At 70.3% G+C, this 11,501-nt stretch carries 8 protein-coding genes, 1 tRNA gene and 1 pseudogene; 2 read left to right on the top strand and 8 right to left on the bottom strand.

The features are described 5' to 3' along the window. Window positions 1-140: 140 nt before the first annotated feature. Together hutU and ACQPZ4_RS46155 are read right to left on the bottom strand one after the other, a co-directional pair. Window positions 141-1,787 (bottom strand): annotated as a pseudogene (gene hutU / locus ACQPZ4_RS46160) (urocanate hydratase); the annotation flags it as partial. A 9-nt stretch (window positions 1,788-1,796) separates the two neighbouring features. Then, on the bottom strand, window positions 1,797-2,660 hold the full coding sequence (locus tag ACQPZ4_RS46155) for a MurR/RpiR family transcriptional regulator (protein WP_433051519.1): 864 nt from the start codon (window positions 2,658-2,660) through the stop codon (window positions 1,797-1,799). 106 nt (window positions 2,661-2,766) lie between these two features. Here ACQPZ4_RS46155 and ACQPZ4_RS46150 point away from each other — a divergent pair, with 106 nt between their 5' ends. Beyond that, window positions 2,767-3,567: an MOSC domain-containing protein gene (locus tag ACQPZ4_RS46150; RefSeq protein WP_433051516.1), complete on the top strand. Its 801-nt coding sequence runs from the start codon at window positions 2,767-2,769 to the stop codon at window positions 3,565-3,567. Window positions 3,568-5,094: 1,527 nt separating this feature from the next. Continuing rightward, window positions 5,095-5,799, top strand: a complete 705-nt coding sequence (locus ACQPZ4_RS46145; RefSeq protein ID WP_433051513.1) for a hypothetical protein — start codon at window positions 5,095-5,097, stop codon at window positions 5,797-5,799. A 738-nt stretch (window positions 5,800-6,537) separates the two neighbouring features. Here the strand turns inward: ACQPZ4_RS46145 and ACQPZ4_RS46140 are convergent. From ACQPZ4_RS46140 to bcp, 6 genes are all read right to left on the bottom strand, one after another. Then, window positions 6,538-7,272 (bottom strand): hypothetical protein, encoded by a 735-nt coding sequence (locus ACQPZ4_RS46140; protein ID WP_433051510.1) that lies wholly within the window; start codon window positions 7,270-7,272, stop codon window positions 6,538-6,540. A 54-nt stretch (window positions 7,273-7,326) separates the two neighbouring features. Beyond that, a tRNA-Leu gene (locus ACQPZ4_RS46135) sits at window positions 7,327-7,399 on the bottom strand. A 22-nt stretch (window positions 7,400-7,421) separates the two neighbouring features. After that, complete coding sequence (locus ACQPZ4_RS46130; RefSeq protein WP_433051507.1) at window positions 7,422-8,264, bottom strand: transglutaminase family protein; 843 nt, start codon at window positions 8,262-8,264, stop codon at window positions 7,422-7,424. Beyond that, window positions 8,261-9,208: an alpha-E domain-containing protein gene (locus tag ACQPZ4_RS46125; RefSeq protein WP_433051504.1), complete on the bottom strand. Its 948-nt coding sequence runs from the start codon at window positions 9,206-9,208 to the stop codon at window positions 8,261-8,263. Before ACQPZ4_RS46125 ends, ACQPZ4_RS46130 begins: the two co-directional genes overlap by 4 nt. 12 nt (window positions 9,209-9,220) lie before the next feature. Then, window positions 9,221-10,783 (bottom strand): circularly permuted type 2 ATP-grasp protein, encoded by a 1,563-nt coding sequence (locus ACQPZ4_RS46120; protein WP_433051501.1) that lies wholly within the window; start codon window positions 10,781-10,783, stop codon window positions 9,221-9,223. A gap of 206 nt (window positions 10,784-10,989) precedes the next feature. Further along, complete coding sequence (gene bcp / locus ACQPZ4_RS46115) at window positions 10,990-11,463, bottom strand: thioredoxin-dependent thiol peroxidase (RefSeq protein ID WP_433051498.1); 474 nt, start codon at window positions 11,461-11,463, stop codon at window positions 10,990-10,992. Window positions 11,464-11,501 lie beyond the last annotated feature (38 nt).

The raw sequence follows: 11,501 nt of genomic DNA, 5'->3' as shown, positions 1-11,501 counted from the left end.
CCTCCGGCCTGTGTCCGTTCGTCTGCCGGTCCGGCCGTGGCTGCTGCCTGCTCGTTGGCTCCGGGGCCGCTGATGCGCACCTGCTCGCGGGGCCCAGCTGGGACGGACGGCGTCCGCTCGTCGGTCCGCTCGCCGGTTGGCGCCTCGCGCATCGGGATTCGGATGGCGTGTGCGTCCGCGACGTCGGTGGCGTCCTCGTAGCCGGCGTCGACGTGTCGCAGTACACCCATGGCGGGGTCGTTGGTGAGGACGCGGGCCAGCTTCTGCGCGGCGAGGGCGGTGCCGTCGGCGACCGAGACCTGGCCGGCGTGGATGGATCGGCCGATGCCGACGCCGCCGCCGTGGTGGATCGAGACCCACGAGGCGCCCGAGGCGGTGTTGACGAGCGCGTTGAGCAGGGGCCAGTCGGCGATCGCGTCGGAGCCGTCGCGCATGGACTCGGTCTCGCGGTACGGCGAGGCGACGGAGCCGGTGTCCAGGTGGTCGCGGCCGATCACGATCGGTGCTTCCAGCGTCCCGTCGGCGACCATTTCGTTGAACCGGAGGCCGGCGCGGTCGCGCTCGCCCTGGCCGAGCCAGCAGATCCGGGCCGGCAGACCCTGGAACGCGACGCGCTCGCGGGCCATCGTGATCCAGCGGTGCAGCGACTCGTTCTCCGGGAACAGGTCGAGGATCGCCTGGTCGGTGGCGGCGATGTCGGCGGGGTTGCCGGACAGGGCGGCCCAGCGGAAGGGGCCCTTGCCCTGGCAGAAGAGCGGCCGGATGTACGCCGGGACGAACCCCGGGAACGCGAACGCCCGATCGAAGCCGGCCAGCTGGGCCTCGCCCCGGATCGAGTTGCCGTAGTCGAACACCTCGGCGCCGTGGTCGAGGAACCCGACCATCGCCTCGACGTGCCGCGCCATGGACTGGCGGGCCCGGTCCGTGAACTCCTCGGGCTTCTTGGCCGCGTAGTCGGCCGCGTCCTCGGGCGCGATCCCGCTCGGGACGTAGGACAGCGGATCGTGCGCGGAGGTCTGGTCGGTCACGATGTCGACCGCGACGCCCATGCGGAGCAGTTCCGGCAGCAGTACCGCGGCGTTGCCCACGACTCCGACCGACAGTGCCTTGCGGCCGGCCTTGGCCTCGAGCGCGAGCCGGACGCCGTCCTCCAGCGAGTCGGCGACGACGTCGAGGTAGCGGGTGGCGACGCGGCGCTCGAGGCGGGCCCGGTCGACGTCGATGATCAGGCAGGCGCCGCCGTTCATGGTGACCGCGAGCGGCTGGGCGCCGCCCATGCCGCCGCAGCCCGCGGTGACCGTCAGCGTGCCGGCCAGGGTGCCGCCGAACCGCTTCTCCGCCACCGCCGCGAACGTCTCGTAGGTGCCCTGCAGGATGCCCTGCGTGCCGATGTAGATCCAGGAGCCGGCGGTCATCTGGCCGTACATCGTCAGGCCGAGCGCCTCCAGCCGGCGGAACTCCGGCCAGTTGGCCCAGTCGCCGACGAGGTTGGAGTTGGCGATCAGGACCCGCGGCGCCCACTCGTGGGTCTGCAGGACGCCGATCGGGCGGCCGGACTGCACCAGCATCGTCTCGTCGGGCGCGAGGGTGGTCAGCGTGCGGACCAGCGCGCGGTAGGAGGGCCAGTCGCGCGCGGCCTTGCCCGTGCCGCCGTAGACCACCAGGTCCTGCGGGCGCTCCGCGACGTCAGGGTCGAGGTTGTTCATGAGCATGCGCAGGGCGGCTTCCTGTTGCCATCCTCGCGCCGTCAACTGGGTGCCCCGAGGGGCACGGACTGGTTCCATGATTCTCCTCGGCTAGGGCAGGAATACCTGACGGGTGGCGGCGGAGCGCTCGAATGCCTCGAGCCGCTCCTGGGTTTCGGCCGGTTCGGCGTCGCACATCGCCTGGAGCAGCATCGTCACCATGGCCATCGGCGCGGCGTGCATGTCGAACACCAGGCGGGAGCCCACGGGCGCGGGCAGGACCAGATCGGACTCCGCGGCCGCCGGGCTGACCGGCGAGTCCGTCACGGTGACCACGCGAAGCCCGGCGGCCCGCGCCTCGCGGAGCGCGTCGACCGCCTCGCGTGGATACCTGGGCAGCACAAACGCCAGCATGGCAACTGCACCGGCCGCGCGTGCCTGTTCCAAGCGATCCGCGAGCAGGCTGCCCTGTTCGTGCACGAGCCGGACGTCCGGGTGGACCTTGGCCGCGAAATAGGCGAACGCTCCGGCCAGCGCCGCGGCCGCTCGGAGGCCGAGGACCGGCAGCGGGCGGCTCGACATCAGCAACCGGCCCGCCTCCGCCAGCGGCGCGGGATCCTTCAGCGTGTCGGCGAGCCGCTGCAGGTTGCCGATCTCGTCGCCCAGCGCCTGCTCGAACTCGCTGACCGGGGCGGACTCGTCGGGGTCGTCCATTGTGGACGGGCTGTGGCGGTAGCCGTCGATCGTGACCCGGAGCTGGTCCCGCAGCGCCGGGTAGCCCTCGAATCCCAGCGCCATCGCGAACCTGGTCACCGAGGGCTGGCTGACGCCCGCGAGGGTCGCCAGGTCGCCGCTGGACAGGTAACCGGCCCGCCCGGCGTGCTCGACCAGGATGCGCGCGATGCGGCGCTGGACGGGCGTCAGTCGCTGTCCGTCGAAGAGGTCGAGTATCCGCTGGCGCGGGTTTTGGGTCATGGAGGGACTGTAAGTCGGCTTTCAGGGTTGCGTCAAGTGCATGGAGTCATTCAGAATGGTGGCCGGACGATGGCGGAAAGGGGGTGCGACATGCGACTCTCGGATCGTGCGGCTGAGCTACCTGGCGACCTACCCGATCAAGAGCTGCTATCGCGTCGAAGCAGACAACGCGGAAGTCGAACCGTGGGGGCTGGCGGGCGACCGCCGGTGGATGGTCGTCGACGAGGCCGCCAAGCTGATCACGCAGCGGGACTGGCCCGCGATGGGACGGGTCCGGCCGCGGTACACCGACCAGGGGCTCGTGCTCGAGGCCGCCGGGGCGACGCCGATCGAGGTGCCGTTCCCCTCGGCGGAGACGACCGACATCAAGCACTTCTTCCAGTGGATCGCCGCGACGTCCGCGGGGGACGCCGCGAACCGCTGGCTGTCGGAGGTGATCGAACGGCCGGCGCGCCTGTTCTACCTCGACGATCCGACGCGGCGGGCGGTCGAACCGGACTATGCGACGCCGGGCGACACGGTCAGCTTCGCGGACGGCTTCCCGCTGCTGCTGACCAACGAGGCCTCGCTGAGCGCGGTCAACGACTGGCTTGCCGAGGAGGGCGCGGAGCCGGTCCCGATGACCCGCTTCCGCCCCAACGTGGTCGTCGCCGGTGCGCCCGCCTGGGCGGAGGACGGCTGGATCGGGCGGCGCATCGTCATCGGCGACGTGGTCTTCCGGGTGCCGAAGGCCTGCTCGCGGTGCGTGCTGACCACGATCGACCAGGAGACGCAGGAGAAGGGGCGGCAGCCGCTGTCGGTGCTGGGCAAGCGCCGGCGGTTCCCCGAAGGGCTGCTGTTCGGCGTCAATCTCATCCCGGACGCGCGCGGCAAAATCGCTGTCGGCGACGAGATCACGCTGCGCTGAGGGCGCGTTGGGTTCTGGTGGGCTGCGCCGCTGCGCGGCTTGCTGCGCATGACTGCAAACCCGCGGCGCACCGGGGCGGCCGTGGGTGGTCAAAAGATCATCGCCCGCTTGGACGGCACACTTCTGAGCAGTTACGGACGGATCCGTGGCTCCGCCGTGCCGCGCCTGGCAGGCGGCAGTCCTACCGGGCACGCGTCGGGTGGCGGGCGCGTCCAACGGGCGGCAGTCCCACCGAGCGGGAGTCGAAAAGCGAAGAGCGACAAGCTTTTATCTCTAAGGGAGGAAGGGCAATGATTTGATCCTGACCGAATACGGTGCCTTGGCCACGACTCGTGGCCGGTGAGATCACCGTCGGAGTTGAACTGACCTGACGGGGCGGCACTGGCGACGTGCCTCACGCGGTGCACGGGTGAAGGTTGCGTCCGAGCCGGGCCTTGTGTGCCGTGCCGGCGGCGTTGCATCGGGTTCGCGGGAGACGGGAGAGTGCGTGTCGGCGGTGCCTTGCCGATCGTCGCGGTTGGGCTTCGGTCGTGAGCACCGAGCCGTGAGCCTGACCCTTCGAGCCTGAGTCGTGAGGCGTTACCGGTCAGCGGTCATATCGCGCTGATGGTGTTGGAGCCGTCAGCCGTCAGCGATCACGTCCGCGCTGGTGGTGTAGGAGGCGGTCGGCTGTCACGTCCGCGCTGGTGGTGTTGGGGGCGGTCGGCTGTTAGCTCGCGCTGATGGTGTTGGAGCTGCCAGCTGCCAGCGGTCACGTCCGCGCTGGTGGTGTAGGAGGCGGTCGGCTGTCACGTCCGCGCTGGTGGTGTTGGGGGTGGTCGGCTGTTAGCTCGCGCTGATGGTGTTGGAGCTGCCAGCGGTCAGCGGTCAGCGGTCACGGCCGCGTCGGTGGTGTAGGAGGCGGTCGGCTGTCACGTCCGCGCTGGTGGTGTTGGGGGTGGTCGGCTGTTAGCTCGCGCTGATGGTGTTGGAGCTGCCAGCGGTCAGCGGTCAGCGGTCACGGCCGCGTCGGTGGTGTAGGAGGCGGTCGGCTGTCACGTCCGCGCTCGTGGTGTTGGGGGCAGTCGGCTGTTAGCTCGCGCTAAGGCGTTGGAGCCGCCAGCGGTCAGCGGTCACGGCCGCGCTGGTGGTGTAGGAGGCGGTCGGCTGTCACGTCCGCGCTCGTGGTGTTGGGGGCAGTCGGCTGTTAGCTCGCGCTAAGGCGTTGGAGCCGCCAGCGGTCAGCGGTCACGGCCGCGCTGGTGGTGTAGGAGGCGGTCGGCTGTCAGCGGCGGTCGCGGTTTGGCCAGGGCGCCGGTGCGGCGGCTGTGGCCAGGGCGAAGGTGCGGCGGTTGCCAAGACGGAACCTGGGCGCGGGGAAGTTCGGGTGCGACGGGAGTTGTTGGGCGCGGCTGGAGAGGGGCGGGAAACGGCTGGTGGAGGGGTGATCGGATGGGATTCGGACAGTAGCGGCGAGAGCACGCCGGGCGGCGGGGCGAAAGTGGCATAACGCGTCCCGGGAGGCGGTAGGCGGGACATGATCAAGCCGTGACGCCCGTGCGGGTGCGGCCCCATCTTGCCGAGATTCTTCAGCGCACGCATCACGTTGTGGTGACGTTCAGTGTGTTGGGGAACCTGCTGCCTGAGCCGGAGGTGGTGGCGCGGCAGGTGGGGGAGATGCTGCTGGAGAACGGGCATCGGGGTTCGATTCTGGTGGGTACCAGTGACAACCCGTTCGAGATGCTGGCCGAGGCGTATGAGGTGTCCGAGGAAGTCGGGCGCAGGGCCGAGCAGTTGATCCACGACGCGGAGGTGGATGCGGCGGACTGGGTGCCGGTGACGAGCGGTACGGCCGACTTGCTTGAGGCGTGCCGGGCTACCGGGCGGTCGGTGGCCGTGTATGCGCCGCACAGTGAGTCGGCGGTTGGGCGGTACCTGCATCGGCTGGGGCTGCGGAGCCTGGTCGGGCCGGCGTTGGGGCGGGGGTTTGCGGTGCGGAACCCCACGGTTCGGACGTTGGCGCCGGTGTTCGAGGCGATCGGCGTGCGGGCTCAGGACACGGCAGTGGTGTGCGCGACGTTCTCGGCGATGTCGGCGACGCAGCGGGCCGGGGCGCACGCGATCGGGGTGGAGAGGATTCGCGAACCTCGGAAGGTGTTGCACGGCGGGGAGGGGCGCAATGCGGTGGTGCGGTCGCTGACAGCGCTCGCCGATGCGATCAAGGAGTGTGGAGCGCCGCCCGAGATGGTGTGAGGGACCAAAAAGGGAACCGCATTGGGAGAGACGCGGTGGGGACGGCCGCGTGGGTGGAGCCGGCGGCCGCGTGAGATCCGGGCTGAGGAGGTACCCGCGGTGGCAGAGTGCGGGTGGGGAGGTGCCAGGGTCCGCCGCAAGAGATCCGGACTGAGGAAGTGCCCGCGGCGGCAGGGTGCCGCGCGGAGGTGCCAGGGCGGCCCGGAGGATGGGGCTCTCCAGAGTCCGCCGCAAGAGATCCGGGCTGAGGAAGTGCCCGCGGTGACAGAGGGCCGGCGGGGAATTGGTGAAGCCCGGCGGAGTATCCATCCACCGGGCTTCGGCTTGCCGCCCAATTGCGCACACCGGCGACGTTTGAAGAACGTGGATCAGGTTATGACGTCGCGCTCTTCGATTGAGCTATCGGCCCGTGGAGAGGACCGAGCGGGAGTTGAACCCGCAACCTCGACGACTGGCGTCCCGTTCGGTTGATCCGGCGTTCGGCGGCGGATGCTCAGACTGGAGCGAGAAGTTGAGTTTGTGTTTCGGTTCCCGCGGCCGCCTCTGCCATTGGGCTACACCGCCATGGTTCGTGGCGGCGGAAGGAATCGAACCTCCACGTTGACACCGCGCGCACCTGTCAAACTGAGCCTCAGGATCAGTCTGCGCTCCTTGCGCGCCTCCAATCCTAAGACCAACCCCCCGCCCCACGAAAGCGCATTAGCGGGCGGCGATGGGGCGCTCACTGGAAGTACACCATCAGGAGCCGAAGAGGAAGCGGAACACCTTCTCGCCGGTCTCCTGCTGGACGACCTCGACGCCGTTGGCCTCTTCGCGGGCGAACTTCACGGCGGCCTGCAGCTTTTCGACGCGCTCGACGAGTTCGTTGACGCGCTTGGCGGGGAGGGCGCCGGAGAACTTGACGGTCTTCCAGTAGCCGATGACGACGTCCTCGTAGTAGACCTCGACCTGGGCCGGGTGCTTCTCCGTGGCCTCGGCCTTGACGTGGTTGCGCGGGATCTTCTTGGTGCGCGTGGTCTGGGTCGGCTCGGTCGCATAGGTGTCGGCGGATGCGTCGTAGACCCAGGTCTCGGCGGCGTCGAGGATCGGGAGCTTGCGCACGAAGGTGAGGAGGTCGGCCAGCTGCTTCTCGAGGAAGAGCAGGTACGACACCGGGACCTCGCGGAGCAGGACCTCGCCGTCGACGGAGACGTCCGCGCGGGCCACGCAGTTCGTCCAGTCCTTGGTCGCGGTGACGTCGAAGAGGCGGGTCAGGATGGTCCCGGTCTGGCGGAGGACCTCCTCGGCCTTGACCTGCACGCGCGTCGACTCGGGCGGGAGCTGCTCGCCTTCCTCGTCCTTCGGCCGGTACGTGCGGGAGATGCCCGCCAGCAGCGCCGGCTTCTGCAGGACGTGGTGCGCCTCGGTGAGGTCCTGGAACGAGCGGGACTTGACGCCCTTCTCGACCGCGATGATCTGATTCAGCTTCGTCATAATGCGGACGAGTGTACGAGGCGGAAAACACCTTGCCGAACCGATAAAAGAGCGTGGGGCCGGTGAGAGTCGAACTCACACTGGCACGGACCTAAACCGTGTGCCTCTGCCATTGGGCTACGGCCCCGCGTAACAGAGAGACACAATACTCAGGCCAGCCGGGTGATCTCCACCGTGACGCCCAGGTGCTTGCTCGGGGCGCCGTGGTACACGCCACGCAGCGGCGGGACGTCGTCGTAGTCGCGGCCGCGGGCGACCACGACGTGCCGCGGGCCGACCGGCACGCCGTTGGTGGGATCGAAGCCGGTCCACTCGCCGGCCCACCACTCGACCCAGGCGTGGCTCTGCCCGGCGACCGTCTCGCCGACCTCGGCCTCGACCTTGGGGTGCAGGTACCCGGACACGTACCGCGCCGGAATCCCGCGCGCCCGCAACAGGCCCACGGTCAGGTGCGCGATGTCCTGGCAGACGCCCTTGCGCAGGTCCCACGCCTCCTGGGCGCTGGTCTGCACGCCGGTCGAGCCGGGGACGTAGGCGACCGCGTCCCGCACCCAGTGGCAGACGGCCTCGGCGAACCGGGCGGGTGCGGCGGCACCGACGGCGCTCCAGGCGTCCTCGGCCAGGGCGGCGCTCACCGAGGTCAGCCGGGAGCAGGCGAGGAACTCGGCCTGGGCGTCGAGGACGGCGCTGGTACCGAGCGCGGCCCAGTCCAGCGACAGGGACGGCGTCGGCGGCGGGGTGACCTCGACCAGGCTGCTCGACACGACGCGGAGCTGCTGGTGCGGGCGGTGCAGGTCGAACGCGGTCACCTGGGTCGCCCAGTAGTCGTGGTAGCGGTAGGTGGCCGCGCCGGGCGTGACCTCGACCTGGCTGAAGAGCGTGGTCTGCCAGGGCAGCGTCAGCGGCGTGAGGCGGGCCTCGTTGTAAGAAGCGGACACGGTACCGGCGTATTTGTACCCCGTGACGTGCCGGATCTTCAGGCGCCAGTTCATGAGCCACCCCAAGCGACTGTGCCCCACGTGACGGGCGTGGACTGCGGAAAGTACCGGGCGGTGATGGCCGCGCTCGCCGTCGCGCAGGTCTGCTGCAGCGCGCGCAGGTGCTGGGGGAGCTCGGCGAGCAGCGTGGTCGTGTCGGCGTACTCCAGCCGCGTGCGGATCTGCCCGATCGGCCGGCGCGCGGCGTCGGTCACGCCGGCCCGCTCGGTGGTGGGGGCGAGGTCGACCAGGCACTGCTCGGCGGTACCGAGGGCATGCAGCGCGGACCGGGGAAACAGGCGGTCCAGGAGCAGGAACTCGGTGACCCGCTGCGGGTCGAACGTGCCGCCGTGGGTGCGCAGGAATGCCTCGTCGGCGCCGCACGAGCGCAGCACCGTGCGCCAGCCGGTCACCTCGTCGGGCGTGTTGGTCTGGATCGACAGCAGCCGGGCGGTCATGTCGACCCGCTCCAGGCTGCGGCCCAGCACCAGGAACCGCCAGCCGTCGTCGCGGCTCATGGTCGACTCGGCGAGGCCGTTGAGCACGGCCGCCCGCTCGCGGACATAGCTCAGGAACACGGTCGGCCCGAGGCGCTCGGCCGCGACCCGGCGGGATGCCAGGGTGTGCCAGGTGACGTTGAGGCATTCCCACATTTCGCTGGAAATCGTCTCTCGTACCCCACGTGCGTTGTCCCGCGCCGCCACGATCGCGCCGGAGATCGCGCTGGGATCCTCCGCGTCGAAGGCGAGCAGTTCGAGCACGTCGCCGGTGGTGAGCCGGCGGTCCTGCGGGGCCGGCGCGCCGAGGATCGACATCAGCGTGCGGCAGGCCCCGTCCTCGTCGGCCCAGGGGTCCTCGAGGAGACGGCCGAGGAAGGCGTCGAGGATGCGGGCGGTGTCGTCGGCACGTTCGATGTACCGGCCGATCCAGAACAGCGATTCCGCGATGCGGCTGAGCATGCGTCCCCCTCCCTACTGCTGCTGTCCGGCCAGTTGCGCGGCCGCCGGCCCGGTGTCGCGCGGGCTCGACCCGGCGTCGCGGGGCTCGGCCGCGATCCGGGGCCGCGGGGCGGGCGCCGGGTCGCCGGGGTGGGCGAGCACCCAGGTGTCCTTGGAGCCGCCGCCCTGGCTGGAGTTGACCACCAGCGCCCCCTCGGGCAGCGCGACCCGGGTCAGCCCGCCCGGCAGCAGCCAGATCTCGTTGCCGTCGTTGACCGCGAACGGCCGCAGGTCGATGTGCCGGGGGGCGACCCGGTCCCCGAGCAGCGTCGGCGACGTCGACAGGGCGACCGGCCGCTGGGCGATCCAGCCCCGCGGGTCCTTGGCGACGGCCTGCCGCAGCGTGGCGAGCGTCTCGGCGGAGGCCTGCGGCCCGATCACGATGCCCTTGCCCCCGGCCCCGTCGACCGGCTTGAGCACCAGCTGGTCGAGCCGGTCGAGCACGTCGTGCAGGATTTCGGGGTCGCGCTCGTCCAGCCGGTACGTCTCCACGTTGTCGATCAGCGGCTCCTCCGCCAGGTAGTACCGGATCAGGTCGGGCACGTACGTGTAGAGCAGCTTGTCGTCGGCCACCCCGTTGCCGATCGCGTTGGCGAGGGTCACCTGCCCGGCGCGGGCCGCGTTCACGATCCCCGGGCAGCCGATCACCGAGTCGGGCCGGAAGTGCAGCGGGTCGATGAAGTCGTCGTCCACCCGCCGGTACACCACGTGCACCGGCCGCTCGCCCTGCGTGGTGCGCATCCGGACCCGGTTGCCGCTGCAGACGAGGTCGCGCCCCTCGACGAGCTCGACGCCCATGAGCCGGGCGAGCAGCGCGTGCTCGAAGTAGGCCGCGTTGTACACGCCGGGCGTGAGCACGACGACGGTCGGGTCCTCGACGCCCTCGGGAGCGGCCGCCCGCAGCGCGGCGAGCAGCCGGGCCGGATAGTCGTCGACGGGCCGCACCCGGGCGTCGGCGAACAGCGCGGGCATGGTGTGCGTCAGCGCTCGCCGGTTCTCGATGACGTACGACACGCCGCTGGGAATCCGCAGGTTGTCCTCGAGCACCCGGAACCGCCCGGCCTCGTCCCGCACGAGGTCGACCCCGCTGATGTGGACGCGGACCCCGTTGGGCGGCTCGATGCCGTAGGCCTGGCGGTGGAAGTGCGCGCTGGTCGTGATCAGCTTGCGCGGCACGACCCCGTCGGCGAAGACCCGCCCGGCCCCGTAGATGTCGGCCAGGAACGCCTCGAGCGCCTTGACCCGCTGCTGCACCGCGGCGGTGACCAGATCCCACTCGGCGGCGTCGAGGATGCGCGGGATCAGGTCGAGCGGGAAGGGCCGCTCCTCGCCCGCGTACGCGAACGTGACCCCGCGATCCGTGAACACGCGAGCCAGCTGATCGGCCCGGAACCGCAGGTCGGCCGGGGCCAGTGGCTGGAGCGCGGCGAACAGCGACCGATAGGGCGACCGCGGCTGACCGGGGCGTTCGAACATCTCGTCCCAAGCTTCGAACATGGCCCCGGACATCGAGTATTCATCGAAGATGTCCGCCATGCACGGAGCCTAGGCAGCAACCGTTTCGGCCGGATTACCAGTGTGTTTTCGCCCCGATCTTGCCCCAGAGCCAGCCGCGGCGTGCCAACGACCGTCGGGCGGAAGGGGTTTTGACAACCGCAACCCCAACCAAACCTCAGCCAAGAAGTGAGCTCTGTAACCCTTCCCCCCCCGGCCCCCCGGCCCCCCGGCCCTGCCTTCGCCTCTCAATCCAGCCCAAGATCCTTGCGCAGCTTGGCCACATGCCCGGTGGCCCGCACGTTGTACATGGCCCGCTCGATCTGCCCCTTCTCGTCGATCACGAAGGTCGACCGGATCACCCCGAGCACCGTGCGCCCGTAGTTCTGCTTCTCCCCGTAGGCGCCGTAGGACCGCAGCACGGCCCGGTCCGGGTCGGAGACAAGCGGGAACGTGATCGCGTCCCGCTCGCGGAACTGCGCCAGCTTCGCCGGGGAGTCGGGGGAGATGCCCACGACCTCGTAGCCGGCGGACTTCAGCGACGCCAGGTTGTCCCGGAAGTCGCAGGCCTGCTTGGTGCAGCCCGGGGTCATCGCGGCCGGGTAGGCGTACAGGACGACCTTGCGTCCGCGCAGGTCGGCGAGCGACAGAGTCTCGTCCCGGTCCGTCTGTAACGTGAACTCGGGGGCGGTGTCACCCGGCTCCAAGCGTGTCGTCGTCATGGCGAGACTCTATCGCGGGGGTACGACAGAAACGGGGA

The organism is Dactylosporangium sp. CS-033363 (genome assembly GCF_050942475.1).
Classification (GTDB): domain Bacteria; phylum Actinomycetota; class Actinomycetes; order Mycobacteriales; family Micromonosporaceae; genus Dactylosporangium.
The sequence above is the reverse complement of the archived record's forward strand: the minus strand, read 5'-3'. Positions and strand labels throughout refer to the sequence as shown.

What these genes read in the sequence shown, in the direction of transcription:
- bcp (WP_433051498.1), bottom strand. Translation starts at nt 11,463, where the DNA reads ATGACGACGACACGCTTGGAGCCGGGTGACACCGCCCCCGAGTTCACG.
- ACQPZ4_RS46155 (WP_433051519.1), bottom strand. Translation starts at nt 2,660, where the DNA reads ATGACCCAAAACCCGCGCCAGCGGATACTCGACCTCTTCGACGGACAG.
- ACQPZ4_RS46140 (WP_433051510.1), bottom strand. Translation starts at nt 7,272, where the DNA reads ATGACGAAGCTGAATCAGATCATCGCGGTCGAGAAGGGCGTCAAGTCC.
- ACQPZ4_RS46120 (WP_433051501.1), bottom strand. Translation starts at nt 10,783, where the DNA reads ATGGCGGACATCTTCGATGAATACTCGATGTCCGGGGCCATGTTCGAA.
- ACQPZ4_RS46130 (WP_433051507.1), bottom strand. Translation starts at nt 8,264, where the DNA reads ATGAACTGGCGCCTGAAGATCCGGCACGTCACGGGGTACAAATACGCC.
- ACQPZ4_RS46125 (WP_433051504.1), bottom strand. Translation starts at nt 9,208, where the DNA reads ATGCTCAGCCGCATCGCGGAATCGCTGTTCTGGATCGGCCGGTACATC.